Here is a 24,565-nt window from a genome sequence, read left to right on the forward strand (position 1 = left end):
GTGAATTCGTGATTCTTGAAAGAATTGCCATCTCGGGCCTGCGTAATATAAGTTACCTGGAGATTTGCGCAGACCCTTCCATCAATTGGATTGCCGGTGTCAATGGCGCTGGTAAAACATCTATTCTCGAAGCCATCTATCTCCTTTCCCGGGGGCGAGGTTACCGAGGTCCTAAGCATGGGGCCATGTTAGGGTCCGGCAGGGAATTCCTTGAAGTTTCCGCCTCCGTGCATTTTCCGGAAGATGATGGGCCTTTGACGCGTCTCAAAATGATCCAGTCGCATGACGGGTCGCGATTTCAGGAGAACGGCCAGTCCGTTTTGGGTATTCAGGCTTTGAGGCGACCTCTCCATGTGCGCTTGGTCCCTGAGAATTGTCAGCAATTGTTGGAGGGGCCGCCTGGTTTCCGTCGACTCTTCTTGGACTGGAACCTGTTCCACGTGGAACCAAATTATGGGCGGCTGCTCGCTGAGTTTAAGCGGGTCCTTGGACAACGAAATGCTTGGCTTCGAAGTGGTGCTAACGGGCTTCCCATCTGGGATGCGGAGTATTGTCGACTTGCTGAAGCCATATCCATGCTTCGTCGTCGTTATTTGGAGGGCCTTGATACAGCGTTTCGTAACTCATCCCTGGAAGAGGAGTTAGGCGCATCTCCCGCAATCGAGTTTCACTCCGGATGGCCATCGAATAGTTGCCTCCAGAGTCTTCTATTCGAAAATCTCAAGGAAGATCGAAATCGGGGGTTCACCTATTATGGTCCCCCGCGTGCTGAATTCGTTGTGCGTAACCATGAGCGAAAATTCTTGCCTTCCCGGGGTCAGATTAAATCCCTTGTCATTCTTCTGCAGTATGCTGCGCAACGTCATTGGTTGAACATGGGTGGCCCGCCCTCCATCTGGCTCCTTGATGATATGGGTGCCGAGTTGGACCGGCGCGCCATGGCGTCCATTCTTCGTGCCCTATCGGCATTGCCTGGCCAAATATTTATAACTGCGGTTGCCGGCCTCGGGGAGTTCCCTAAGGGCTATGCTGGCGGGCCTGTGTTCCACGTGGAACAAGGTGCGATCGTCGGCATAACCTGACCACGCTCCGGGGCGAGCGCATATAAATCGTCAGCCGAAGATGACCTTAGCGCGGTAGTCGTCATTCCAAGCGGCATTGCGGCGCTTCTGGGCCAAGCGCAGCTTGGAGGGCTCGTGTCCGAGCAGATTCATGCACAGGTGGCGGGTCGCGGCCAGAATCGCCGGCGCATTGCCTTTGCGGATGCGGCTGGCGTCTTCGTCGAAGACGACGTCCAGGCGCCAGTGCAAGCGGTTCTCGATTCCCCAGTGGCCCCGCACCGCCTGGGCAAAGCGCTTGGCATCGGCGGGGATGGAGGTGATGAAGACACGCCGCTCCACGGTATGGCGGTCCTCGATCCAGCATTCGCGTTCGACCAGGCCGATGCTGCGCAGGGCGCTCCAACGCGCGGTGTCGGACAGGGTGCTCAGCTCTGCGGTGACCCAGTACCGGCGCACTTCCAGACGTCCGTGGTCCTTGTCGGTCTCTTTGGTGTCGTCGTGCACGACATGGGCGAACTCACCCGCGCTTGCGGTGGTGAAGAACTCCTCGACCTCCTCGTGCAGCGTACTCTGATGGCCCTTGAGACCAAGCACATCGTCGCCGCCTTGCGCGACGATCTGCGCGGCGATCTTGGTCTGGCAGCCCATCGCATCGATGGTCACGATGCAGCCCTTGAGCGCCAGCAGTTCCAGCAGCTTAGGGATGGCCGTGATCTCGTTGGATTTCTCCTCGGTCGCCTCTTGCCCGAGCACCAGACGGTTGCGGCAGCCCCAGCGCTGACCTAGGTGGAGCGCCTGTTTGCCGCGGTGCCGAGCGCGAACCGCGCGGTCTGCGGAGGCGACGCCCCGCCGGTGGCCGGCCACCGCGCGCGCCATCACAGCCGGAGGCCGTCGGACGCAGCCGAGATCACGGGCATGCCGCGGATGGATCCGCGAACGGGCGGACTTGCGCAACCCGTCAAGCTTCTCCTGGCCGAACTCCTCCATCGCCTCCCAGCCCTCGGCGCCGCTGAGCACTGCACAGACCACCAACAGCAGAATTTCGGCCAATGGAGAGAGCTTGTGACGATCGACGCGATAGTCCGTCCGGAAGCGATGAAAAATGTTCAAGAACGCTGGCAGACATGGGATGCTCCTAAAATAGTTTCCCGAAGAATGCCGCAGCTTACTGTCGCAAGCGAAGTTTCTATGCGCTCGCCCTGGAACACGCTCTTCCTTACGGTCACGCTCGGTTCGATTCAGGTAAAATAGACATCCATGTCGGCGATCCGGCGCAAGAAATAATCCAGGCATTCCATGAGCTACGACTCCTCTAATATCAAGGTTCTTCGCGGACTAGATGCGGTACGCAAGCGTCCGGGCATGTACATTGGCGACACGGACGACGGAACTGGTCTGCATCACATGGTGTTCGAGGTAGTAGACAACTCCATAGACGAGGCATTGGCCGGTCATTGCACCAACATCAAGGTCAAGATTCACACCGACCAGTCGATTACAGTGAATGATGATGGCCGCGGAATCCCGGTTGATATTCACCTAGAGGAAGGGCGGTCGGCTGCCGAGGTGATTATGACCATTCTCCATGCGGGAGGAAAGTTTGACGCCAATTCCTACAAGGTCTCGGGCGGACTTCATGGGGTTGGCGTCTCCGTGGTCAATGCCCTGTCGGAACAACTTACTCTACGAATCCATCGTGATGGAAAAGAGTATGTTCAGGATTATGTCCTGGGTGATCCTCAGTATCCCCTCAAGGAGGTAGGTCCAAGCAACATCACGGGTACCGAAGTGCATTTTAAGCCATCAACCGAGATTTTTTCGGATACGGTATTCCACTATGACCTTTTGGCGAAGCGGTTGCGGGAGTTATCCTTTCTGAATTCCGGTGTTCGCATCTTGCTTAGCGATGAGAACAGTGGGCGTGAGGATGTCTTTGAATACAAGGGGGGTATAAGGGCCTTCGTCAACCACCTGAATCGCAACAAGGTACCTGTCCATCCCACGGTTTGCTACTTCCTTGCCGAGCGTCAAGGTGTCCAGGTAGAGGTGGCCTTGCAATGGAATGAATCCTTCCAAGAGACCATCTTTTGCTACACCAATAACATACCCCAACGAGATGGAGGCACCCATCTGGCCGGGTTCCGTGCCGGAATGACGCGGACACTCAACCAGTATATCGAACGGGAGGAGTTGGCTAAGAAGAACAAGATCAAAACGGTAGGTGATGATGCTCGTGAGGGCCTGACCGCCGTCGTGTCGATCAAGGTCCAGGATCCGAAATTCTCGTCGCAGACTAAGGACAAGCTGGTTTCCTCGGAGGTTAAGGGGGTGGTTGAGGCCCTGCTGGTGGAGAATCTGGATACCTTCCTGGAGGAGCATCCCGGCGAGGCCAAAACCATTTCCAATAAGATGCTGGAGGCCGCACGCGCCCGGGAGGCTGCTCGCAAGGCGCGGGATTTGACCCGTCGTAAGGGTGTGCTGGATATCGCCGGCCTTCCCGGGAAGTTGGCTGATTGCCAGGAACGCGACCCAAGCAAATGCGAACTCTATCTGGTCGAGGGTGATTCGGCCGGTGGTTCGGCTAAACAGGGTCGTGATCGTGCCTTCCAGGCCATTTTGCCCCTGAAGGGCAAAATATTGAATGTGGAAAAGGCTCGATTTGACAAGATGTTGTCATCGGCGGAGGTGGGGACCCTGATTACGGCCCTTGGGTGCGGTATTGGCCTGCAAGACTATAATCCGGATAAGCTTCGCTATCACCGGGTCATCATCATGACCGATGCTGATGTCGATGGGGCCCACATCCGGACCTTGCTGCTAACCTTCTTCTATCGCCAAATGCCGCAACTGGTTGAGCGGGGACATATTTATATTGCTCAGCCCCCCCTCTATAAGATCAAGCGTGGCAAGCAGGAACAGTATCTTCTGGGAGATGCGGAACTGAATGCTGCGCTCTTACAGACAGCACTCGACGGCGCCCTACTCTTTATCTCAGCCGGGGCACCTCCTCTGGCGGCAACTGCCCTTGAGGAACTGGCGCGTGACTATCAACTGTATCGTGCTATCGTCCAGAGGCTGATGGGTCGCTATGATTCGGCCTTTTTAGGAACCTTGCTTTCCCTCGCGCCCTACGGACGTGGTGACGGGGATGCGGCCTTCGATCTTGATGCCTGGCTGGTGGAAATGAGGGGTCTGCTATATGCGCGGCCCGCCCCGGGGGAACGCTTTCTGGTGGAACAGACAACCGAGGATGATCCAGCCTATCCAGGATTGGTCGTCACCCGTCTGCGTCACGGCATCCCAGAAACCAGTTATGTGCCCTTAGAATTTTTCCGAGGGGGGGATTATGCCCGCATCATGCTCCTGGCGGATAAACTGACCGGACTGCTCTCGGCAGGCGCTTATGTTCAGCGCGGAGACAAGACCCGTCTGGTGTCCAACTTTGGCGAGGCAATGGATTGGATGATGGAGGAGGTCCGACGCTACTATCATATCCAGCGCTATAAAGGCTTGGGGGAAATGAATCCGGACCAACTTTGGGAAACCACCATGAATACCGAGACTCGGCGACTGCTACGCGTGACTATTGAGGATGCCGTGGCGGCGGATCAGATATTTACGACCTTAATGGGGGATCAGGTGGAGCCGCGTCGAGAATTTATCGAACGTAATGCCTTGCGGGCTGGCAATATCGATATTTAGCTGGGTGACAGCGGCTGAATGCGCTGTATCAGTCTCTGTTAGATCGGAAGGGGATTTGAGGCCGGGTCCGACACGCCAAGGTGTGAATTCATCGGGTCTGCGGCAAACTGGCTACAGTCCCCTCGATCCATTCCTCCACGCGCCGATTGATTTCTCCAGCCTTGAGTCCCTGGGTGGGTATCGGATCACCGATGACGAGATCAATGACCCCGGGAAATTTTTGGAGTCCACGCCGTCTCCAGAAAACCCCCGCATTGTGGGCGATCGGCACGACGGGATAGCCCGTCTTCTCGGCGAGCATGGCCCCGCCCAAATTATATTTTAGGCGCTCACCGGGCGCGGTTCTTGTCCCCTCTGGGAAGATGACCACCCAACGACCCGCCTCAAGCGATTGACGCCCTTCCTGAAGAAGTTGTTTGATGGCTTGGCGTCCCGCCTTCCTATCGAGGGCGATGGGGTCCAAGGCCGCCATGCCCCACCCGAAAAAAGGAATCCAAAGCAATTCCCGCTTGATGACCCAGGTGTTAGTGGCAGGAAGGAGGCCGCGCAGGGCGATGGTCTCCCAGGTAGACTGGTGTTTGCTCAGAACGATACAGTTGTCCCTTGGCAGCTTTTCCCAGCCGTGCACCCGGTACTTGAGCCCGCAAATGACGCCAGCCGCTTCAAGGTTCAGCTTGCCCCACAGCTTCCCGAGTTTCGCAAGCATGGGGAAGGGGAGCACCCACTTGAGCAGATACAGAGACGTCGCTATGACTAGAGTGGTCAGGGTCAGGAAAACCAGGAAGATGAAGGATCTGAACACCACCAGCATGGCCATCACCTCATACCGCCAGAAGAAAGTCCGTCGCCGCCGCCAAGTCGGTGAAAACAGGGATGTCACCCAGTTCGCTAACGTGATCATCGAACGTCTGCTGGCCCTTGCCAGTGCGTACCAGGATGGGAGCGGCCCCTACAGCCAGCGCCGACTCAAGGTCTCGCCAGGAATCGCCGATGCAGGGTACACCGACTAGATCAATCTGGAGTCGGGAGCCAATCTCATGCAGCAAGCCTGGTAAGGGTTTGCGGCAGGAACAGTGGGCGTCGGGAACATGAGGGCAGAAAAAAATGGCCTCTACCTGGGCGCCTTGAGAGCCCAGTTCTCGCGCCAACCTGCGATGGATGGCATTGAGATCATCAATGGAGAATAATCCACGACCCAAGCCGGATTGATTGCTGGCAATGGCTATTCGATAACCACCGTGATAGAGACGGGCCATGGCATCCAGACTGCCAGGGATAGGAATCCATTCCTCCAGTGACTTGATGTAATCATCGGAATCCTGGTTGATGACCCCATCGCGATCAAGAATGATCAGCTTCATATAACCTCGATATCCCGACTTTTCTCATTGCCCCATGGGTTGCAGGCGTGAGATATCCGCTACTCCGAGGAAGAGTCCTTCAAGGCGAGCGAGCAGGGTCAGACGGTTGGCCCGCGCGCGCGGGTCCTCGGCCATGACCATCACCTGATCGAAGAATGCATCCACCTCTGGCCTGAGGCTGGCCAGAATTTGCAAAGTACCCGCATAATCACCCATTGCGATGAGAGACTTTACCTTGGGGCCCAGTTCGTGGATACGTGCCGCTAGGCTGATTTCCCCTGGTTCGACCAAGAGGGTCAGGTCGACGTCGTTGCCAGGTCTCTCTCCGCTCTTCTTGAGTATGTTGCGAATGCGCTTATTGGCCGCCGTCAAGGCCACGGCTTCGGGGAGTTGGCTGAAATCGCGTACCGCCAGAATGCGACGATAAATGTCGCTAGGCATGCGCACCCCCACGGCCTGAACAGCATCGACCTGGTCGGCGAAAAGGTCGTGGTCCTGGCAATAGCCCTTAAGTCGTTCCAGCACATAGTCAAAAACCTCGCCAGCGGCAGTAGTGGCATCAAGCTTGGTGCGCAACTCTTGTGCGGTAAAATCCAGGAGTTCACGCAGATCCAGGTCAAGCGGTGTTTCGATGAGCAGGCGCAGGATACCAATGGCGGCGCGGCGCAGGGCATAGGGATCCTTGACGCCCGTGGGCCGTTGGCCAATGGCGAAGATGCCAACCAGGGTATCGAGCTTTTCGGCGAGGGAAAGAATGCGCCCGCAGTCCGAGACGGGCAGTCGATCTCCGGCGTGGCGAGGAAGGTACTGCTCCTCCATGGCGGCGCAGACCGCGGGATTCTCACCGGCATGCTCGGCATAATGACGGCCCATGACGCCCTGCAGACCGCCAAATTCGAAGATCATGGAGGTCATGAGGTCACATTTGGCCAAATGGGCCGCCCGCGCCGCAAGATCCTCGTCATAACCCAGGATACCAGCGATATAGCGGGCAATCTGGGCCACACGCTGGGATTTTTCCGCGATGGTGCCCAATTTGTCCTGAAAGACAACGGTTTTCAGGCGCTCACCATAAAACTCCAGGGGATGCTTGAGATCCTGGGACCAAAAGAAGGCGGCATCCGCGAAGCGGGGCCGGATAACCCGCTCATTGCCCTTTCTGACCTCGCCAGGATCCAGGCTCTCGATGTTGGCGATGGTGATGAACTTGGGCAACAGCGACCCGTCAGCAGAGCGCAGGGGAAAATACTTCTGGTTCTTCTGCATGGTCTCAACCAGTACTTCGGCGGGTACTTCGAGATACTTGGGATCGAAGCCCCCCAGGATGGCGGAAGGCCACTCGCACAGCGCGGTGACCTCGTCGAGGAGTTCGTCGTGCATCACCACATACCCCCCAGCTTCCACCGCCAGGGCTTGGACTTGTTGCCGGATATTCTCACGGCGCAGCTTGAAGTCTGGCTCGACGCGGCCAGTTTCCCGCAGCAAGTCTGCGTAATCCCCCGGCACCCAAAGACGCATGGCACCGGGGCGGTGGAAGCGATGGCCATAGGTTTCACGGCCGATCTCGACCCCTAAAACCTGTCCCTCGACTTGCTCGTCCCCAAAAAGCAAAACCACCCAATGAACGGGGCGCACAAACTCATCATTCCGATCACCCCAGCGCATGCGCTTGGGGATGGGCAGGCTGGCCAGGGCCCGTTCCACCATGGGTACCAGGAGTTCCCGGGTGACTTGCCCCGCTTGGACTTGGCGAACGACTAGCCAGACCCCCTTGTCCGTTTCTTCCCGCTCTACCTTGTCCATCTCGACCCCGCAGGACCGGGCAAAGCCGATGGCCGCTGGCGTTGGCTGCCCCGTGGCGTCGAAGGCGGCCTTAATGGATGGACCACGCCGGACCAGGTCCTGATCCGGTTGCGCGCCTTCCAAATCCCTGACCAGCAGAGCCAGGCGACGGGGAGTGGCAAAGGTCTCGACCGCGCCATAACCGAGCTGGTGTTGGGCAAATTGAGCCTTGAGGCCCTCGGCGAAGGTTTGGGACAAGCGGCTCAGGGCTGCCGGTGGCAGTTCCTCGGTCCCGATTTCGACCAGGAAATCGCGGGTCTCGGCCATGATCTTCTCCTTATCCTGCACTAGCGGCATTAGGGTTCAGCATGGGAAAGCCCAATGCCTCCCGGCGCTCGAAATAGGCTTGGGCTACGGCTCGCGCCAGGGCGCGAACCCGCAAAATGAAGCGTTGACGTTCCGTGACCGAGATAGCGCTGCGGGCATCCAGAAGGTTAAAGGTGTGAGAGGCCTTGAGTACCTGCTCATAGGCTGGCAAGGGTAAGCCTTGCTCGATCAAATATTGGCTGTGCTGCTCGCAACTATCGAACTGCCTAAAGAGGCTCTCGATATCAGCATGTTCAAAGTTGAAAGCCGACTGCTCGACCTCGTTCTGATGGTAAACATCGCCGTAGGTCACTAAACGGTTGCCGGATTGGGTCCAGATCAGGTCATAAACACTCTCAACGCCCTGAAGGTACATGGCAATTCGCTCCAAGCCGTAAGTGATCTCGCCAGTGACGGGGCGGCAATCAAGGCCGCCAACCTGTTGAAAATAAGTGAATTGGGTCACTTCCATGCCGTTGAGCCAGACTTCCCAGCCCAGCCCCCAGGCCCCCAGGGTCGGCGATTCCCAGTTATCCTCCACGAAGCGGATATCGTGGACCAGGGGATCAATACCCAGGGTTCGTAAGGATTGGAGATAGAGATCCTGAATATTTAATGGGGAAGGTTTTAGTACTACCTGATATTGGTAGTAGTGCTGCAGGCGATTGGGGTTCTCGCCGTAGCGCCCATCCGTGGGTCGCCTCGATGGCTGAACATAGGCGCAGGACCAGGGTTCGGGGCCGATGGAACGGAGGAAAGTGGCTGGGTGGAAGGTGCCAGCGCCAACCTCCATGTCATAAGGCTGCAAAATGACACAGCCCTGATCCGCCCAAAAACGTTCCAGAGCAAAGATCAGGCCCTGAAACGTCGTTATGTCGTCGTTCGTCCCCGCCACGATCCATCTCCTCAGCTTCGCTAAGTGTAAAAAAGGATTAAAGTATAGCCGTTGCACAGGTCATTCCGCCATCACGAAGCCCGCAGGGAGGCTGGATCGTCTTGGCTAGCTTCCCTGATTACCTAGTAACTTGTTGCCCAATCGACCGTTCTGAATTCATGCCGTCGCTTGCCACGGTTGACTGGAACCGGCCTGATCTATTAACCCAGAACTCCGATTTCGTTTGAGGTGCCCCCATGACAGACCAGGAACTCCGCATTGAGCGGGCGCGGGCCTCGGCCCGTACCTCTATCGTCGGTGGTGTTGTCAATGTGCTGCTAACCGGCGCCAAGCTGGTGGGCGGATACTTGGCCAATTCCCAAGCCCTGATAGCCGATGGCGTCCATTCCCTCTCGGATCTCATCGCCGATGGGTTGGTCTGGTTTGCTAGCCACCATGCCAGCCAGGCCCCGGATGAGGATCATCCCTACGGCCATGGCCGCTACGAGACCGTGGCTACGCTTTCCTTTGGAGCTATCCTCATCGCCGTGGCCATAGGTATCGCCTGGAGCGCCGGAGAGCGTTTGTTTAATCCGGAGGAGCTCCTGGTCCCCACCTCACTGGCACTATATCTGGCGGGCGCGTCCGTCATACTCAAAGAGTGGCTCTACTGGTACACCCTCCATTATGCCAAGCAGGTCCGTTCCGACATGCTCCGTGCCCATGCCTGGCATCACCGGTCGGACGCCATCTCCTCCGTGGTGGTCTTCCTTGGCGTCGGTGGCGCCATGATGGGGCTCAACTACTTGGATGCCATCGCCGCCGTGCTCGTGGCCTATATGATCGCTAAGGTGGGCTGGGATATGGGCTACGATGCGATGCATGAATTGGCCGATCGAGGTCTGGACGCCGAGCGGCTCGTCCACATCAAGTCCACGATCGCTTCAGTGGGGGGGGTGCGCGATGTGCACATGTTGCGCACCCGCAAACATGGGGGGCATGCCTCCGCGGATGTCCACCTCCTGGTTGATCCGACCATCAGTGTCTCCGAGGGTCACGCCATCGCCATTCTGGTCGAGCAGCGCCTCAAGCGTGAGATCGACGAGATCACTGATGTCACTGTCCACATCGATCCCGAGGATGATGAGACGGCCCCCCCCACCATGGATTTACCCCTGCGCACCGAGGCCCTGGCCCGCCTCGACCGACACTGGCTGGGCATTAGCGACGCCAGTCATCGCCAGGGGGTTGTATTGCACTATCTTGGCGGCCGCATTGAGGTAGAGATCATCCTGCCGCTGGCGACTTGTGACGGTGATCCGAACAAGGCGCAAATCCTGGGCGAAAGGCTCCAGGAGGCCATTAGGGATGACGCCTGTTTCCGGCGCGTGACCCTCTATTTTCACTGACGCGCACCCATTTGGTGCGTTAGGCTGAAATGGTGTCCTGACTTGGGGCGCGGCCGACGCGGCCGCGACCAGATACCCCGGGATGGCCCGCCGAAAATAGAGCCTGAAGCTTACGGGCCAACCCGTGTTGCCCTCCCCTCTGGCCTCGCAAAGACTCAGGGCTATTTTGGCATGCGATCTGCTAAAGTATTGCCATATCCGCGCTAGCGGCGACCCAAGGATTAACTGAGTCCTGCGAGCTGAGTCTCGCTCCACCCCTACCCCCAGAATCCCAAGCACTCGAACCGGAGACCCGCATGCCTTCCAACGTACAGAAAATGATCAAGGAAAACGAAGCGAAGTTCGTCGACTTGCGCTTCACCGATACCCGTGGCAAGGAGCAGCATGTCTCCATGCCCATCAATGTGGTGGACGACGACTTCTTCACGGAGGGCAAGATGTTCGACGGTTCCTCCATCGCTGGTTGGAAGGGAATCCAGGAGTCCGATATGGTGCTCATGCCCGAGGCCAGTACGGCGGTGATGGACCCCTTCGCGGATGAAAAGACCCTGATCCTGCGCTGCGACATCCTGGAGCCCAACACCATGCAGGGCTACGAGCGCGATCCGCGCTCCCTGGGTAAACGCGCCGAGGCTTACCTCAAGTCCACTGGCATTGCCGACTCCGCCTTCTTCGGCCCCGAGCCCGAGTTCTTTATCCTGGATGATGTGCGCTGGGGCGCCAGCATGTCGGGTTGCTTCTATAAGGTTGATTCCGAGGAAGCGGACTGGAATTCCGAGCGCACCTACGAAGATGGGAATATCGGCCACCGCCCAGGCGTCAAGGGTGGCTACTTCCCCGTCCCCCCGGTCGATTCCCTGAATGACCTGCGCGCCGCCATGTGTCTGTCATTGGAAGACATGGGCGTCCCCGTTGAGGTCCATCACCACGAGGTGGCAACTGCTGGCCAATGTGAAATTGGGACCCGGTTCAGCACCCTGGTGCAACGCGCCGACTGGGTCCAGATCCAAAAGTACGCCATCTGGAACGTGGCCCATGCCTATGGCAAGACCGTCACCTTCATGCCCAAGCCCCTGGTTGGTGACAATGGCAGCGGCATGCACTGCCACATATCCCTTGCCAAGGACGGGGTGAACCTGTTCTCCGGCGACAAGTACGGTGGTCTGTCCGATAGCGCGCTTTATTTCATCGGCGGCATCATCAAGCACGCCCGTGCCTTGAACGCCTTCACCAACGCCTCCACCAATTCCTACAAGCGCTTGGTCCCGGGCTTCGAGGCCCCTGTCATGTTGGCCTACTCGGCCCGCAACCGTTCCGCCTCAATCCGTATCCCCCATGTGAGCAATCCCAAGGGACGGCGTATAGAAGTGCGCTTCCCGGATGCTACGGGCAACCCCTACCTGGCCTTTGCCGCCATGATGATGGCGGGTCTTGATGGTATCCAGAACAAAATTCATCCTGGCGATCCCATGGACAAGGACCTCTACGACCTGCCCCCGGAAGAGGCGAAGGCCATACCGACCGTTTGCCATGCCCTTGATCAGGCCCTGGATTACCTGGACAAGGACCGTGATTTTCTAACCGCTGGCGGCGTTTTCACCAATGATTTGATCGATGCCTATATTGCCCTGAAGATGACGGAGGTGACGCAATTGCGCATGACCACCCACCCCATCGAATTTGATCTTTATTACAGCCTCTGATCAGTTCGGAACCTGGAAGATGGGGACGCGCGCGTCTCATCTTCCAGGTCGGAGAGCCGCTAACGCCCCGCGAGGGGCGTTTTGCTTCCATGGATTCGGGGAAGTAACACGGGAGCGAACGGAATTGGCAGCCAGGCGCACTCTTTTCGAGCATTGGGTTATGCTGGGAGCAAGCACCTTAGTGCTACTCTTCGCGTAATACATGGCAAGCTTATTGCCTTGTTAACCTCCATTGGCGCCCACTCTCGGAAATTACCTGCTGGGTCACTCGCATGAAGACGCCCACTCCAAGGAAGACGAGTTCGGAGAAGAAGATTCTCGATAACTTGAATACCGCTGTCCTGCTATTTGACAAGGAGTTGCGTCTCATCTATATCAACCCGGCCGGTGAGATGCTGTTCGATGTGAGCGCTCGCTATGTGTTGGGCGTACAGGCCATGGATATCCTCATCTGTCCTGGCGATGCCGTCGAGAGCCGGCTTCGCCAAGCGGCCCAGACCCGTCAGCCCTTCACCGAGCGGGAGATCAATATTGTCCTGATTGATGGACGCACCATACGGGTGAATTGTACCGTTCTACCCATTCATCAATTCGGGGCGGAGGTGGAACTTCTGGTTGAGTTACACCAGATTGATCGGCAGCTCCGCATCAGTCGCGAGGAACACCTGCTGTCCCAGCATCAGGCGACCCAGGCCCTGATTCGCGGCTTGGCTCACGAGATCAAGAACCCCCTCGGCGGGTTACGCGGCGCGGCCCAACTCTTGGAACAGGAGTTGCCCGATAAGTCCCTGCGCGAGTACACCCGCATTATCATCGAGGAGGCTGACCGCCTCCAGGGCCTCATGGACCGTATGTTGGGCCCCAATCGTCTGCCCAAGCCGGCCAAGGCCAATATCCACCTTCTTCTGGAGCGGGTACGCAGCCTGATTTTGGCGGAACACCCCACCGGACCCCTGATTGAGCGGGACTATGATCCAAGTATCCCGGAATTCATGGCCGACGGGGATCGACTCCTCCAGGCCCTGCTCAATCTGGTGCGCAATGCCGCCAAGGCTACTGGACCGACCGGCTGTATCGTGCTGCGCACCCGGGTGTTACGTCAGTTCACCATGGGCGGCAAGCGACACCGGCTCGTGCTACGCGTTGAGATCCATGACAACGGCCCCGGGATACCCCAGGAGTTGCAGGAGCGCATCTTCTTTCCCATGGTCACGGGCCAGGCGGGGGGTACCGGACTGGGGTTGCCCATCGCTCAAGAGCTGGTCAACCAGCATGGCGGCCTGATCGAGTGCGAAAGTCACCCCGGCGAGGCCCGGTTCTTCGTCTATTTGCCGTTGGAGACATGACATGACTAAGGCGCCCAAGGTCTGGGTCATTGATGATGATCGCTCCATCCGCTGGGTGCTAGAGCGTGCCCTGCGCAAGGCGGAAATGGACGTCACCTGCTTTTCCAATGGCGTGGGCGTCATGGATATCCTAGAGCGCGATCAGCCGGATGCCATCCTTTCGGATGTCCGTATGCCGGGCATTGATGGACTGGAACTCCTGGCCCAGATCACCGCCCGCTATCCGTCCCTGCCCGTCATTATCATGACCGCGCACTCGGATCTGGATAGCGCCGTGTCCGCCTTCCATGGCGGCGCCTTCGAATACCTTCCCAAGCCCTTCGATCTCGACGAGGCCGTTGCCCAGGTCCGCCGCGCCTGCCGCCATCATGCCGGGGAAGGGGCCCCGCCGGAGGAACCCATGGCGAAGGGTGCCGAGATCATCGGCGAGGCCCCGGCCATGCAGGAGGTCTTTCGTGCCATTGGTCGTCTCGTTCGATCCAATATTACGGTATTGATCAACGGGGAATCGGGGACGGGCAAGGAACTGGTCGCACGCGCCCTCCACCGCCACAGCCCGCGTACCGATAAGCCCTTTATTGCCCTCAATATGGCGGCCATCCCCCACGATCTGCTGGAATCAGAGCTTTTCGGCCATGAGCGGGGCGCCTTCACGGGGGCCCAGGCGCGGCGCGAGGGCCGCTTTGAGCAAGCCCATACTGGCACCCTCTTCCTTGATGAGATCGGAGATATGCCGGCGGAGCTCCAGACCCGCCTGCTGCGGGTGCTGGCGGACGGCGAGTTCTATCGTGTCGGTGGTCTGGCCCCGGTCAAGGTGGATACGCGCATCATCGCCGCCACCCACCAGCACCTCGAATCGCTCGTCCAGCAAGGCCGCTTTCGCGAGGACCTTTTCCACCGTCTCAACGTGATCCGTATCCATCTGCCGGCACTTCGAGAGCGGCGCGAGGATATCCCCTTGCTCATGCGGCATTTTCTCGCCTCCGCCGCGACGGAATTGGGTTGCGAGCCCAAAGTGCTCTCGCTCGGCGCCGCCGAACGCCTGGCGTATCTCGACTGGCCAGGCAATGTTCGTCAACTAGAAAACACCGCGCGCTGGCTGACCGTCATGGCCGCGGGCAAGGAAATCCATATCGAGGACTTGCCTACGGAACTAGCGGCACCAACCAGTGGCAGTGAAAGTGAAGAAGTGTGGCAATCGGCCCTACGCCGATGGGCGCGCGAGCATCTCAAGGCCGGTGGGGCGGGTTTGTTGGATCTGGCCCTGCCGGTCCTGGAACGTATCCTCATTGTGACCGCCCTGGAACATACCGAGGGTCGCCGCCAGGATGCCGCTCGTCTCCTCGGCTGGGGTCGCAATACCCTGACCCGCAAGATTAAGGAACTCAAGATAGAGGTTGAGGGCACAAACCCGGAGGAAGAAGTCTGACCCGGCCCACCACTATTGAAAGGCCCCGCAGGGTCCCAATCTTAAGTAACACTCTGATTTTAAAACCCTGAGATAACCATGGATAGCGCCAGTATTGAATTGCCCGGTTCCGAGTTGGAGGCTATCCTCGTGGAGGATGGCTGTCTGCGGGTCCGCTTCTCCCGCGCCATCATCATGAAAAGCATGACGGGGTCCAGTGAGCAGACCCGCTGGTGGCAGATGGCTGATCTGGTGATGGAAGGTGCCGAGGTGGAAGGTGATCCCCCGACGGGCCCCCTAGTCTGTGTGGGGGGCGACATCGAGGACAATATCTTCACCTATCGAGGCATGATTCCCTTGCCCCTGTCAACCCGGGGGGCTGTCGGCTGTGACTTAAGCTTTCGTGACACTCCCGTACATCTGAAGGTGATGGCCACGGCTATCCGTATGGAAATGAAGGGTTTGCCCAAGTATATCGAGCATTTGCGGGCCGTCTGATTCCTTCCCCCGGCCTTGGGGGGGCCCTATGAGCCGCCTCTCTACCCCTTGTCAGCCCGCATATCGGGTATCAGTCCTCCAGGGAGGCGAGACGATGCGCCCAGCGGCTGGTCTCTGGCAGACGATAGCGGGTGGTGCATGCCAAGACATAGCGGACGGCCATCTCCAAACTGATTTTGTGTCCCACCGAGACATAGAGGGGCTGGATATTACGGCGGGTGCGCACCACGGCACCGATGATCTCGCCCTGATGCCATAGCGGGGTCCAGTCCCCCTTCTCCGGCCCCAAGGGTCCGTGTTCGCCGATCAGGCGGGATTTGGCAACGCCGATGCTGGGCAGACCCGTGAGGACACCCAAATGGCAGGCCAGACCGAAACGTCGTGGGTGGGCATAACCCTGACCATCGCACAGCAGCAGATCAGGGGGCTCGCTCAGACCTGCCAGGGCCTCCAGCAAGGCCGGTGCCTCGCGGAAGGAGAGCAGGCCCGGCACATAGGGAAAGACCGTGCGCCGCAGCGCCAAGGAGCTGCCCAGGAACTGGAGATCAGGAAAGGACAGGACCACGACCCCGGCACGGGTTTCGGTCCCCCCGCCCGGGAAGCCCACGTCCAGCCCCGCCACTCGCCGCACCTGGGTCAACTCATTCCGCAACACCACCTGGCCCCGCAACCCTTCCTGGATCGCTCGTGCTTCCCGAGTCGTTGTCGGCCACTCATAGCCCACGATCATTTGCCTCCCTCGGGGTGATTCTAGCCACGAATTTAAACCAGTGACGAAGCTGGCGGAGATTCTGCCTTCGATGGAGCCTTTCCACCGCCGCCACATGGGGGCCAGAAAGGTCTGTCACTTCTGGGCTGAAATGGTGCGGGAGCTGGCCGTGGACAAGCTGGTGCCCCAGCATGGCCGCATCATTGCGGGCGCGGATGCGGTTGGGGAATTCCTGGACTGGTTCGGGGAACTTGAATGCGGCATCGACCTGGTCAGCCAGGCGCTGTACCTGCCACCGGGGATGGGGGCCTGATCCAAGGTCAGGCGCGCCCTCCAAACAAAAATACCCGCGATATCGCGGGTATTTGGACGCTGCAACCAAATGCCTAATTACTGGCCACGGTAAAGGTTAATAGTTACGGGCGGAGCCGACGATCTCGTGGGCCAGATCAACGACGCGAGTCGCCATCTCGCTGTATTCATGACGGTAATTGGCGAGAAGCCCGTCAGTGGATGCCCAGTAGTCCTTGCCGGTGACGCCATGCTCATGCTCATAAGCAATGAACTGCTTCTGCATTACCAGCATCTTGTCGATCAGTTCTTGCTTCTCTTTTTTCAACGCCGCGATGTCACTCATGGATCTCTCTCCCAACTGCCTCGATAAATCTTGAATTCCGCCGGCTTATTTAGTGTATGCCGAAATCTTAATATAGCATGGGGGGACCAATCCGGGTCAAACGAAATCTACCAAGCCAAGTGTGTGGCCCCCCGCCTTGGGGTTCTCAGCAACCACAGGCCGGTACCGGCTGGCCGTGAAGACGCAGGGAGCCCGTCAACTGGGCTAGCTCCTTCAGGCCCTGGCGATCCAGATAGTCGAGGATACCCTGGTTGATCTTGGCCAGAATCAAGGGGTCATAAAAGAGGGCGGTGCCAATGCCAACCGCGCTGGCACCGGCAATGAAGAATTCCAGGGCGTCGGCCGCGCAGCTGATGCCCCCCTGGCCAATGATAGGCACCCCATGGTCACGGCAGACTTGATAGACCTGATGGACCTTGAGCAGGGCAATGGGTTTGATGGCGGGACCGGACAGACCGCCCTGGTTGTTACCTATGACCGGCATCCGGCTCTCGATGTCGATGGCCATGCCCATGAGGGTATTGATGGCCGCGAATGCATCCGAGCCGGCCTCCAGGCAGGCCCGGGCGTTGCCCGCAATGTCGGTCTGGTTGGGAGACAGCTTGGTAATGAGTGGCTTGCGCGTGGCCTTGCGGCAGGCGGCGACCACTTGGGCCGACATGCGTACATCATTGCCAAAGGCAACACCGCCCTCCTTGACGTTCGGGCAGGAGATATTGATCTCAATGGCGCTGATCGGGCTGTCGTCGAAGCGCCGGGTGACCTCGTAGTACTCCTCGACGCTGGAGCCGGAGACGTTGGCGATGAAGTGGGTCTCGTGGAAATCCAGGGTGGGTAGGATGTCGCCAATGACCCGATTCACCCCAGGATTCTGCAAGCCAATGGCGTTGATCATGCCCGCGGACGTCTCGCACAGGCGGTGAGGGGCATTACCGAGCCGGGGGGCCTGGGTGGTGCCCTTGAGGCAGATGGCGCCCGCCTCGCGGTTGGAGAAGCCCTGGATGCGCGTATACTCCTCGCCAAATCCTACGCACCCGGACAAGAGCACCAGGGGAGTCGCGAAGTCCAGGCCACAAAAATCGATGCGCAGTCGGGGGTCGGTCTTGATATCCATCGCCATGTCCAATGCTCCCGAGCCAGCCATGCCCTGGGGCTAGCACCTTGATTCCGATGTTCGATGTCGTCCTGTACCAGCCCGAGATCCCGCCCAATACCGGTAACATCATGCGCCTGTGCGCCAATGCCGGAGCCCGGTTGCATCTGATTGGGCCCTTGGGCTTCGTCCTCGATGACCGCCGCTTGCGGCGGGCTGGGCTCGATTACCGGGAGTGGGTCAGCGTCCAGGTCCATACCGACTTTCCCGCCTATGTCCAGACGCAATCCCCGCCTCGGCTCATGGCCTGCACTACGCGGGGCAGTGCGTCCCTCGCCGAGACCCTCTTTCTGCCGGGCGATGCCCTGCTCTTTGGCCCCGAGACCCGCGGGTTGCCACAAGCCCTGCTGGATGACATACCCCGGGAACGCCGCATCTTCATCCCCATGCGCCCCGGCAATCGGAGTCTCAATCTGTCCAACGCCGTGGCCATCGTCCTCTACGAGGCCTGGCGGCAACAGGGTTTCAGGGGGGCAGGGCGTGGATGAGGCTAAGTCAGGACCGGTTGAGCGCCCCGGCGAACTGGCCAGGCAATTCATTCCTGCCTCTGCTCAATCCACCTCGGACTTACTTTCTCGGGCGAGGAGGCTACGCGTGGCCTCTTCCGGCGTCCGGCCCTCGTAAAGGACACGGTAAACCTGTTCGCCGATGGGCATCTCAACCCCCAGTTGCTGGGTAAGACGGTGTACGGAACGGGCCGTGATGACCCCTTCCACCTCTTGGCCAATCTGGCGTCTCGCCTCCTCAATGCTCGCTCCCCGCGCCAGGGCCAGGCCCAACCGGCGGTTGCGGGATTGATCATCGGTACAGGTCAGCACCAGGTCGCCCAGTCCCGCCAGGCCCATGAAGGTCTCCAGCCGGCCCCCCAGGGCCGTCCCGAAGCGCGTGAGTTCCGCCAGGCCACGGGTAATGAGGGCCGCGCGGGTGTTGGCCCCGAAGCCGAGCCCATCCGCTATGCCGGTGGCGATGGCCAGGACATTCTTGGCCGCTCCGCCCACCTGGACTCCGATGAGGTCGTCACTGGTATAGGCCCGGAAACGCTCGCCATGGAGGTAGGTCGCCACCCGCCGCGCCTGCTCAAGCTTGGGAGAGGCTACGGTAACGGCCGTGGGCAGACCTCTCGCCACCTCGGCGGCAAAGCTCGGGCCGGAGACGACCGCAATATCACGCGGACCCAGGACCTCCAGGGCCACCTCGTGCAGGAGGCGATTCGTCCCCGGCTCCAGGCCCTTGGTGGCCCAGGCCAGACCCACCTTCTGTCCTAGGGGCGGCAGGGCCCGCAGCAGGGACGCGAAGCCGTGGCTGGGCACGACCACTAGGATCTCGGCCGCGCCCTCAAGGGCCTGCCCCAGATTCGCCACGGGTTCAATGGCATCTGGCAGCGGAAAACCTGGCAGAAAACGACGATTTTCCCGGTCGTGGGCCAGCTCAGATACCTGTGCAGGCCAGTGGTCCCAGAGCCGGACCGGGTAGCCATTGCGTGCGACCACCAAGGCGAGGGCCGTGCCCCAGGAGCCAGCCCCGAGGACCGCGATGGGAGCCAAGGATGGGGTCATGGGTAGGGGGTGATCAGTTGATCGCGGTGCCGCCGGTCTGCTTTTGCATCTCTTCCATCATTTCCCGTTGGCGTTGGGCATAGAGGACCTCGAAATTGACCGGTTGGAGCAGAAGTTGCGGGAAGCTGCCCTTACTCACCAGGTCCGAGATGGCCTCGCGGGCATAGGGGAACAGAAGATTCGGGCAGTAAGCCCCTAGCAAGGGTCCCAGTTCCTGTTCGGAGAAGCCCTTGACTCCCACCAGACCCGCCTGCTGGACCTCGACGATGAAGGCCGTCTGGTCGCCCAGATGGGTGGTAACGGTGACCGATAAAATGACCTCGAAGGTGATCTCATCGATGCGGTTGACCTGGGTGTTGAGGTTCAGCTCGTGTTTCGGCTGCCATTCGCCGATGAAGACGCGCGGGGAATTAGGAGATTCGAAGGACAGGTCCTTGATATAGACACGGTGTAATTGAAACATCCGCTCGTCTTGCGGCTGGGCTTGCTCGGTCATGGCTAGGGGTTCCCGGGTCGGATTGGGTGGGTGAAGGGCAATGCGGTGTCAGCGCTTCTTACGGGTAACCGGCAGATTGGCGCTCTGCCAGGCCATGATACCGCCACGCAGGTTAAGGACCTCCTCGAAGCCCTCCTTGCGCAGTTGCTGGCAGGCCATGGCGGACTGGGAGCCCGAGCGACAGGCGATGACGATGGGTTTGCCCTTGTGCTTGTGCAGGGTAGCGATCTGATTCTTGAAGCCATTCATGGGGATGTTGATGGCATTGATGATATGGCCCTGGGCAAAGTCCGCCAATGGACGCACGTCGATCACCACCGCCTCCCGGCGATTAATTAGATCCGTCGCCCCTAAGGGGTCCACCGAACCCTTGTTGCCCCTGATCAGCTGGTAGGCCAGCAGGGCCAGGGTGGTGATCAAGGCCAGGACGAGCATCCAGTGGTTGACGATGAATTCGGGTAGGTTCTGAAGGGGCATAATTAGTCGCTTAGCTGTCAGGCGGGCGCCTGGAATAACGCATGGGCTAGGCTGAAGTTAGGTAGCCCGGTTAAGATGGCGCAGTATAACGATCAGGGCTGGGAGCGTCATCCCCGCGCAGCAGGGTGTGATCCGGCCTGGCGGGGTTTGATTGATCCGGCAGGGTCTCAATGACCCTGATGGCAGAAGACCTGACGCATCATGCCGATGAGTTGCAGGGTGCGGATGTCGCCGACACGGTAATAAACCCGGTTGGCATCCTTGCGCGTGGCTAGAATTCCCTTGTCGCGCAGGATCGCCAGATGCTGTGAGATATTGCTCTGGGAAGTCCCGACGTCATCGACGATGTCCTGGACGCTCACCTCGCGGTCACCGAGGGTGCAGAGAATTTTGAGGCGCAGCGGATGTGACATGGCCTTGAGCGAACGCGAGGCCCGGTCTATGTCCCCATCATCGGCGAACAGGTCTAGCTCGGGATCGTGACCCTGGGAGAGGTAGGGAGGGGGGGGGTCAATGAGGCCTACCATAAACATGACTCGGTTGGAGCTATCACAATTCGATAATAAGCTTTTTTCGCAATATTTGCTGAAGTTCACGCGCAGGTTTCCTTGCCGCGCGCCTTGGGTGGGTTGGGAATCGCCGTATAATTCCCAACCCTTTCCCATCCAGAAGATCCTGGGCCAGGCTGATTTGTCCCCATGTATAGAAAACCCTTCGCCAGGCCTGCGTTTCGCGAGGAACCACACAAGGTGATGAACCGAGTGCCAGCCAGGCCCGGAGCCCGGAGTATGGCCCTAACGGGCGTCGCGGGAATCTCTTGTCTGTTTTGCTTCCTCCTGGCCCTGCCGATCCTGGATCTTGCGGGCGCGGAGACCCCGGCGGATCCCGTTGAAGCCGAGCGGCAAGCCCTGACGCTGAAGGAATCCAAGCTGCAATACCTGGAGCAGGGCCTCGATGCCCGCCGGCGGGGCCGCGACGCACTGGTGGCGGAAGTGGAGAGTCACGAGCGCGATATTGCCCAACTCGCTCATGGCGGTCGTCAACTCGAAGCCATGATTGCTGAACAGGTTAAGACCCTGACTAAATTGCAAAAGGACTTGGAGACGGAGCGCACCGCCCTGGCACGGGAACGCCGGTCCCTGGCGGCTCTGATCCGTTCGGCCCACACACTGGGTAACAATGAGCACCTGCGGATGCTGCTGGACCAACAGGATCTGGCGCGCCTGGGCCGTCTCATGGCCTATTATGGCTACCTGAATCGCTACCGCCTGGGCCGGCTCGATAACTTTTCCGCCCGCGCGGCCAACTTCGATCGGCTGCGCAACGAGACCTCCCAGGAGACCCAGCGGATGGCGATCCTGGCGGCGCGGCAAAAGGAGATGCGGGAGCGCCTGGGTCGCGCCCAGGCCGAGCGCGCCGCCCTCTTGACCGAGTTGGAGAAGGAAATCGCCGGGGGTACCCAGCAGGTCATCCTGCTGCGCGAGGACACGGAAAATCTCCGCGCCGTGGTCACTCAGCTTGAGCGGCAGGCCATGATCATGCCGGAGGCGAGCCTGGCCCAGCAGTCTATCGAGAGTCGGCGGGGCGAACTCCCCTGGCCCTTGACCGGCGCCCGGATTGTGACGCGCTTTGGCGATGTGGGTGGGGAAGGTGGCAAGGCCCAGGATGGGGTGCTGATCGCCGCGAGTGAGGGCTCGGAAGTGCGCGCCATCCACCACGGGCGCGTGGTCTATGCCGACTGGATGCGGGGCTACGGCCAATTAATTATCATCGACCACGACGAGGGTTACATGAGTCTCTACGGCCATAACCAGACCCTGCTCAAGGAGGCCGGCGAGTGGGTGGCCGACGGCGAGATTATCGCTCTTAGCGGTGCCAGCGGCGGGCGGAAAACGGCGGCCCTCTACTTCGCCATCCGCCACGCCAGTCAGCCCCAGAATCCCGAAGAATGGTGCGGCTCGGCCTCGGCCGGCGCGCGATCCTAGCCTAAATCAATTCAACCATCGGCGACGCCATGAAAAATCAGTCTTTCATCCTGCTGTCCCTGCTCCTGCTATTGGGGGGCCTCGGCCCGGCGCGGGGTGAAACGGGGCAGGTCGAAAATAGGGGCGGTGCCCCGGGCGAAACCCCCGCCCAAGCTACCAATCCACCGGAGCCCGAAGACGCTGCCGAGCCGACGCTGCCTCTGGAAGATATCAATACCTTTGCCGAGGTTTTCGGGCGCATCAAGAGCGACTATGTGGAAAGCGTGGAGGATCGGGCCCTGCTCAAGGGCGCCATCCGGGGCATGCTTTCCTGGCTCGACCCGCATTCGGCCTATCTGGACGGCGAGGAATATCGGGAGCTCCAGGTGGGCACCAGCGGTGAATTTGGCGGCCTGGGGATTGAGGTCGGACTGGAGGATGGCTTTATTAAGGTTATTTCGCCCATCGATGACACCCCGGCCCAGCGGGCCGGACTCCAGGCGGGAGACCTGATCGTGCGTATCGATAATCGGCCCGTCAAGGGCATCAGCCTTGAGGACGCCGTCAATCTCATGCGGGGTAAGGCGGGTACCGCCATTGAACTTACTATCCTGCGCGCGGGCACGGATCAGCCTTTCAAAGTGGAACTGATCCGGGATGTTATTCACGTGCAGAGCGTCAAGAGCCGCCTCCTGGCGCCAGGTTTTGGCTATGTGCGCATCTCTAATTTTCAGTCCCGCACCACCGAGGACCTGCTCAACGCCCTCTCCAGCCTAAGGTCAGAAAATGAGTCGGACATCAAGGGCCTGGTGCTGGATCTGCGCAACAATCCCGGCGGGGTGCTCAACAGCGCCGTTGCCGTGAGCGATGCCTTCCTCGCCGAGGGCCTTATCGTCTATACCAAGGGGCGGGTCACGGACTCGGCCCTGGAGTTCAAGGCCGGTCCCGATGACGTGCTGGCTGGCGCCCCCCTGGTGGTGCTGGTGAATGGCGGCTCCGCCTCCGCCTCCGAGATCGTTGCCGGCGCCTTGCAGGATCACAAACGGGCCATCATCATGGGTGCTCAGACCTTCGGCAAGGGTTCGGTCCAGACGATCATCCCCATTGACGAGGCCAGCGCCCTTAAACTCACCACCGCGCTGTATTACACCCCTTCGGGACGTTCCATCCAGGCCGAGGGCATCAGCCCTGATATCCCCCTGGAGCGCGGCCGCCTGGAAATGAACGACAAGCCGGCCCTGGGTAGTGTCAAGGAGGCGGATCTGGCGCGTCACCTGACCAATGGGGATAGCGAAAAACCGGATGAGGTGGCGGGAGAGGCGAGCGGAGGCCAGCCCCCGGCCGCGGATGAGGCGAAAAAGAAGCCCCTGGCGGTGGAAGACTATCAACTCAGCGAGGCCCTGAACGTCCTCAAGGCCCTGACCTTTTTCAATGGCCCCCGGGCGGCGACCCAACCCGCCGCCGGGGCCCCTGCCCAACCCTAGTCAGCGAGGAAAAGATCCATGACCCGCGTACTTATCCCCTTGGCCCCTGGCTGCGAGGAGCTTGAGGCCGTTACCCTCATCGACCTGCTGCGGCGGGCCGGTATCGAGGTGGTGACCGCCAGCCTGGAGCCGGGTCCCGTCCACTGCAGCCGTGGCACTCGGCTCTTGGCTGATCTGACCCTGGATGAGGTGCTGGGGAACGACTTTGACATGATCGTCCTGCCCGGTGGACTGCCCGGTTCCACTAATCTCGATGCCGATCCTCGGGTCCATCGGCTCCTGGCCCGCCATCAGGCCGAGGACCGATTTATCGCCGCTATCTGCGCGGCCCCCAAGGTATTAGCCAACGCCGGCCTGCTCCAGGGCAAGTCTGCCACCGCCTATCCGGGCTCTCTCCAAATGAGCGACTTCCCGGAAGTGACCCTGCTCACCGCCCCCGTGGTGGTGGATGGCAAGACCATCACCGCACGGGGGCCGGGCACCGCCATGGATTTCGCCCTCCAATTGATCGAGTCCCTGGAAGGCCGGGCGCGGCGGGACCAGGTCGAGAAGGCCTTGGTGAGGGAACTCTGATTAGCT

At 59.7% G+C, this 24,565-nt stretch carries 24 protein-coding genes; 12 read left to right on the forward strand and 12 right to left on the reverse strand.

All coding sequences use genetic code 11. From position 1 onward, the window contains the following. Positions 1 to 8 precede the first annotated feature (8 nt). Positions 9 to 1,082, forward strand: coding sequence for a DNA replication and repair protein RecF (gene recF / locus IPN92_02480; protein ID MBK8637183.1), 1,074 nt, complete (start codon positions 9 to 11; stop codon positions 1,080 to 1,082). Between the two features lie 30 nt (positions 1,083 to 1,112). Here recF and IPN92_02485 read toward each other — a convergent pair whose 3' ends face one another. Beyond that, the gene (locus IPN92_02485) at positions 1,113 to 2,192 is read right to left on the reverse strand and encodes an ISAs1 family transposase (protein ID MBK8637184.1); all 1,080 of its coding nucleotides are present in this window, start codon (positions 2,190 to 2,192) and stop codon (positions 1,113 to 1,115) included. Positions 2,193 to 2,357: 165 nt separating this feature from the next. Here IPN92_02485 and gyrB point away from each other — a divergent pair, with 165 nt between their 5' ends. After that, positions 2,358 to 4,763, forward strand: coding sequence for a DNA topoisomerase (ATP-hydrolyzing) subunit B (gyrB, locus tag IPN92_02490; GenBank protein MBK8637185.1), 2,406 nt, complete (start codon positions 2,358 to 2,360; stop codon positions 4,761 to 4,763). Positions 4,764 to 4,851: 88 nt separating this feature from the next. Here the strand turns inward: gyrB and IPN92_02495 are convergent, their stop codons facing one another. Genes IPN92_02495 through glyQ form a run of 4 tightly spaced genes read right to left on the reverse strand, consistent with a single transcriptional unit; the run spans position 4,852 to position 9,167 of the window. After that, positions 4,852 to 5,580, reverse strand: coding sequence for a 1-acyl-sn-glycerol-3-phosphate acyltransferase (locus IPN92_02495; GenBank protein MBK8637186.1), 729 nt, complete (start codon positions 5,578 to 5,580; stop codon positions 4,852 to 4,854). Between the two features lie 4 nt (positions 5,581 to 5,584). Beyond that, entirely contained in the window at positions 5,585 to 6,124 is a 540-nt protein-coding gene (gene gmhB / locus IPN92_02500) for a D-glycero-beta-D-manno-heptose 1,7-bisphosphate 7-phosphatase (protein ID MBK8637187.1), read from the reverse strand. A gap of 24 nt (positions 6,125 to 6,148) precedes the next feature. After that, positions 6,149 to 8,233 (reverse strand): glycine--tRNA ligase subunit beta, encoded by a 2,085-nt coding sequence (locus tag IPN92_02505; GenBank protein MBK8637188.1) that lies wholly within the window; start codon positions 8,231 to 8,233, stop codon positions 6,149 to 6,151. 10 nt (positions 8,234 to 8,243) lie between these two features. Beyond that, positions 8,244 to 9,167 carry a glycine--tRNA ligase subunit alpha gene (gene glyQ, locus IPN92_02510; GenBank protein ID MBK8637189.1) on the reverse strand — a complete coding sequence of 308 codons (924 nt, stop codon included), beginning with the start codon at positions 9,165 to 9,167 and terminating at the stop codon, positions 8,244 to 8,246. A 236-nt stretch (positions 9,168 to 9,403) separates the two neighbouring features. Between glyQ and IPN92_02515 the strand changes: the two genes are divergently transcribed. From IPN92_02515 to IPN92_02535, 5 genes are all read left to right on the forward strand, one after another. Then, positions 9,404 to 10,555, forward strand: coding sequence for a cation transporter (locus IPN92_02515; GenBank protein MBK8637190.1), 1,152 nt, complete (start codon positions 9,404 to 9,406; stop codon positions 10,553 to 10,555). Between the two features lie 296 nt (positions 10,556 to 10,851). Continuing rightward, positions 10,852 to 12,258: a glutamate--ammonia ligase gene (gene glnA, locus IPN92_02520; GenBank protein ID MBK8637191.1), complete on the forward strand. Its 1,407-nt coding sequence runs from the start codon at positions 10,852 to 10,854 to the stop codon at positions 12,256 to 12,258. Positions 12,259 to 12,530: 272 nt separating this feature from the next. Beyond that, the gene (gene glnL, locus IPN92_02525; protein MBK8637192.1) at positions 12,531 to 13,604 is read left to right on the forward strand and encodes a nitrogen regulation protein NR(II); all 1,074 of its coding nucleotides are present in this window, start codon (positions 12,531 to 12,533) and stop codon (positions 13,602 to 13,604) included. Between the two features lies 1 nt (position 13,605). Further along, positions 13,606 to 15,033 carry a nitrogen regulation protein NR(I) gene (gene ntrC / locus IPN92_02530; GenBank protein MBK8637193.1) on the forward strand — a complete coding sequence of 476 codons (1,428 nt, stop codon included), beginning with the start codon at positions 13,606 to 13,608 and terminating at the stop codon, positions 15,031 to 15,033. Between the two features lie 78 nt (positions 15,034 to 15,111). Continuing rightward, a complete protein-coding gene (locus IPN92_02535; GenBank protein MBK8637194.1) occupies positions 15,112 to 15,510 on the forward strand; it encodes a hypothetical protein in 399 nt (132 codons plus the stop codon). A 70-nt stretch (positions 15,511 to 15,580) separates the two neighbouring features. Here the strand turns inward: IPN92_02535 and nfi are convergent, their stop codons facing one another. Further along, on the reverse strand, positions 15,581 to 16,240 hold the full coding sequence (nfi, locus tag IPN92_02540; protein ID MBK8637195.1) for a deoxyribonuclease V: 660 nt from the start codon (positions 16,238 to 16,240) through the stop codon (positions 15,581 to 15,583). 70 nt (positions 16,241 to 16,310) lie between these two features. Between nfi and IPN92_02545 the strand changes: the two genes are divergently transcribed. Beyond that, complete coding sequence (locus IPN92_02545; GenBank protein ID MBK8637196.1) at positions 16,311 to 16,532, forward strand: hypothetical protein; 222 nt, start codon at positions 16,311 to 16,313, stop codon at positions 16,530 to 16,532. Positions 16,533 to 16,628: 96 nt separating this feature from the next. On the opposite strand, the gene IPN92_02550 is transcribed toward IPN92_02545, so the two are convergent. Next, the gene (locus IPN92_02550) at positions 16,629 to 16,856 is read right to left on the reverse strand and encodes a hypothetical protein (GenBank protein ID MBK8637197.1); all 228 of its coding nucleotides are present in this window, start codon (positions 16,854 to 16,856) and stop codon (positions 16,629 to 16,631) included. Positions 16,857 to 17,001: 145 nt separating this feature from the next. Then, positions 17,002 to 17,970, reverse strand: a complete 969-nt coding sequence (locus IPN92_02555; protein ID MBK8637198.1) for a dihydroorotate dehydrogenase — start codon at positions 17,968 to 17,970, stop codon at positions 17,002 to 17,004. 56 nt (positions 17,971 to 18,026) lie between these two features. Here IPN92_02555 and IPN92_02560 point away from each other — a divergent pair, with 56 nt between their 5' ends. Then, positions 18,027 to 18,497 (forward strand): tRNA (cytidine(34)-2'-O)-methyltransferase, encoded by a 471-nt coding sequence (locus IPN92_02560; protein MBK8637199.1) that lies wholly within the window; start codon positions 18,027 to 18,029, stop codon positions 18,495 to 18,497. Between the two features lie 63 nt (positions 18,498 to 18,560). Here IPN92_02560 and IPN92_02565 read toward each other — a convergent pair whose 3' ends face one another. The 4 genes from IPN92_02565 to IPN92_02580 all read right to left on the reverse strand — a co-directional run bounded on the left by IPN92_02565 (position 18,561) and on the right by IPN92_02580 (position 21,065). Further along, on the reverse strand, positions 18,561 to 19,565 hold the full coding sequence (locus IPN92_02565) for an NAD(P)-dependent glycerol-3-phosphate dehydrogenase (GenBank protein ID MBK8637200.1): 1,005 nt from the start codon (positions 19,563 to 19,565) through the stop codon (positions 18,561 to 18,563). Between the two features lie 13 nt (positions 19,566 to 19,578). Continuing rightward, complete coding sequence (gene secB / locus IPN92_02570) at positions 19,579 to 20,061, reverse strand: protein-export chaperone SecB (protein MBK8637201.1); 483 nt, start codon at positions 20,059 to 20,061, stop codon at positions 19,579 to 19,581. Between the two features lie 48 nt (positions 20,062 to 20,109). Next, positions 20,110 to 20,538 carry a rhodanese-like domain-containing protein gene (locus IPN92_02575; protein ID MBK8637202.1) on the reverse strand — a complete coding sequence of 143 codons (429 nt, stop codon included), beginning with the start codon at positions 20,536 to 20,538 and terminating at the stop codon, positions 20,110 to 20,112. A gap of 167 nt (positions 20,539 to 20,705) precedes the next feature. Further along, a complete protein-coding gene (locus tag IPN92_02580; GenBank protein MBK8637203.1) occupies positions 20,706 to 21,065 on the reverse strand; it encodes a winged helix-turn-helix transcriptional regulator in 360 nt (119 codons plus the stop codon). Positions 21,066 to 21,326: 261 nt separating this feature from the next. On the opposite strand from IPN92_02580, the gene IPN92_02585 reads away from it, so the two are divergent. The 3 genes from IPN92_02585 to IPN92_02595 are packed head-to-tail and all read left to right on the forward strand — an operon-like array spanning position 21,327 to position 24,559. After that, positions 21,327 to 22,523 (forward strand): peptidoglycan DD-metalloendopeptidase family protein, encoded by a 1,197-nt coding sequence (locus IPN92_02585; GenBank protein MBK8637204.1) that lies wholly within the window; start codon positions 21,327 to 21,329, stop codon positions 22,521 to 22,523. 29 nt (positions 22,524 to 22,552) lie between these two features. Next, positions 22,553 to 23,986, forward strand: coding sequence for a S41 family peptidase (locus tag IPN92_02590; GenBank protein MBK8637205.1), 1,434 nt, complete (start codon positions 22,553 to 22,555; stop codon positions 23,984 to 23,986). An 18-nt stretch (positions 23,987 to 24,004) separates the two neighbouring features. Next, positions 24,005 to 24,559 carry a DJ-1/PfpI family protein gene (locus tag IPN92_02595; protein ID MBK8637206.1) on the forward strand — a complete coding sequence of 185 codons (555 nt, stop codon included), beginning with the start codon at positions 24,005 to 24,007 and terminating at the stop codon, positions 24,557 to 24,559. Positions 24,560 to 24,565: the final 6 nt, after the last annotated feature.

It is taken from the genome of Chromatiaceae bacterium, assembly GCA_016714645.1.
Taxonomy (GTDB): domain Bacteria; phylum Pseudomonadota; class Gammaproteobacteria; order Chromatiales; family Chromatiaceae; genus M0108.

Excerpts from the sequence above, each read along its gene's own strand:
- gyrB (MBK8637185.1), top strand. The coding sequence starts at position 2,358 with ATGAGCTACGACTCCTCTAATATCAAGGTTCTTCGCGGACTAGATGCG.
- IPN92_02495 (MBK8637186.1), bottom strand. The coding sequence starts at position 5,580 with ATGGCCATGCTGGTGGTGTTCAGATCCTTCATCTTCCTGGTTTTCCTG.
- gmhB (MBK8637187.1), bottom strand. The coding sequence starts at position 6,124 with ATGAAGCTGATCATTCTTGATCGCGATGGGGTCATCAACCAGGATTCC.
- IPN92_02505 (MBK8637188.1), bottom strand. The coding sequence starts at position 8,233 with ATGGCCGAGACCCGCGATTTCCTGGTCGAAATCGGGACCGAGGAACTG.
- IPN92_02515 (MBK8637190.1), top strand. The coding sequence starts at position 9,404 with ATGACAGACCAGGAACTCCGCATTGAGCGGGCGCGGGCCTCGGCCCGT.
- glnA (MBK8637191.1), top strand. The coding sequence starts at position 10,852 with ATGCCTTCCAACGTACAGAAAATGATCAAGGAAAACGAAGCGAAGTTC.
- glnL (MBK8637192.1), top strand. The coding sequence starts at position 12,531 with ATGAAGACGCCCACTCCAAGGAAGACGAGTTCGGAGAAGAAGATTCTC.
- ntrC (MBK8637193.1), top strand. The coding sequence starts at position 13,606 with ATGACTAAGGCGCCCAAGGTCTGGGTCATTGATGATGATCGCTCCATC.
- IPN92_02535 (MBK8637194.1), top strand. The coding sequence starts at position 15,112 with ATGGATAGCGCCAGTATTGAATTGCCCGGTTCCGAGTTGGAGGCTATC.
- nfi (MBK8637195.1), bottom strand. The coding sequence starts at position 16,240 with ATGATCGTGGGCTATGAGTGGCCGACAACGACTCGGGAAGCACGAGCG.
- IPN92_02545 (MBK8637196.1), top strand. The coding sequence starts at position 16,311 with ATGGAGCCTTTCCACCGCCGCCACATGGGGGCCAGAAAGGTCTGTCAC.
- IPN92_02550 (MBK8637197.1), bottom strand. The coding sequence starts at position 16,856 with ATGAGTGACATCGCGGCGTTGAAAAAAGAGAAGCAAGAACTGATCGAC.
- IPN92_02555 (MBK8637198.1), bottom strand. The coding sequence starts at position 17,970 with ATGGATATCAAGACCGACCCCCGACTGCGCATCGATTTTTGTGGCCTG.
- IPN92_02560 (MBK8637199.1), top strand. The coding sequence starts at position 18,027 with ATGTTCGATGTCGTCCTGTACCAGCCCGAGATCCCGCCCAATACCGGT.
- IPN92_02565 (MBK8637200.1), bottom strand. The coding sequence starts at position 19,565 with ATGACCCCATCCTTGGCTCCCATCGCGGTCCTCGGGGCTGGCTCCTGG.
- secB (MBK8637201.1), bottom strand. The coding sequence starts at position 20,061 with ATGACCGAGCAAGCCCAGCCGCAAGACGAGCGGATGTTTCAATTACAC.
- IPN92_02575 (MBK8637202.1), bottom strand. The coding sequence starts at position 20,538 with ATGCCCCTTCAGAACCTACCCGAATTCATCGTCAACCACTGGATGCTC.
- IPN92_02580 (MBK8637203.1), bottom strand. The coding sequence starts at position 21,065 with ATGGTAGGCCTCATTGACCCCCCCCCTCCCTACCTCTCCCAGGGTCAC.
- IPN92_02585 (MBK8637204.1), top strand. The coding sequence starts at position 21,327 with ATGGCCCTAACGGGCGTCGCGGGAATCTCTTGTCTGTTTTGCTTCCTC.
- IPN92_02590 (MBK8637205.1), top strand. The coding sequence starts at position 22,553 with ATGAAAAATCAGTCTTTCATCCTGCTGTCCCTGCTCCTGCTATTGGGG.
- IPN92_02595 (MBK8637206.1), top strand. The coding sequence starts at position 24,005 with ATGACCCGCGTACTTATCCCCTTGGCCCCTGGCTGCGAGGAGCTTGAG.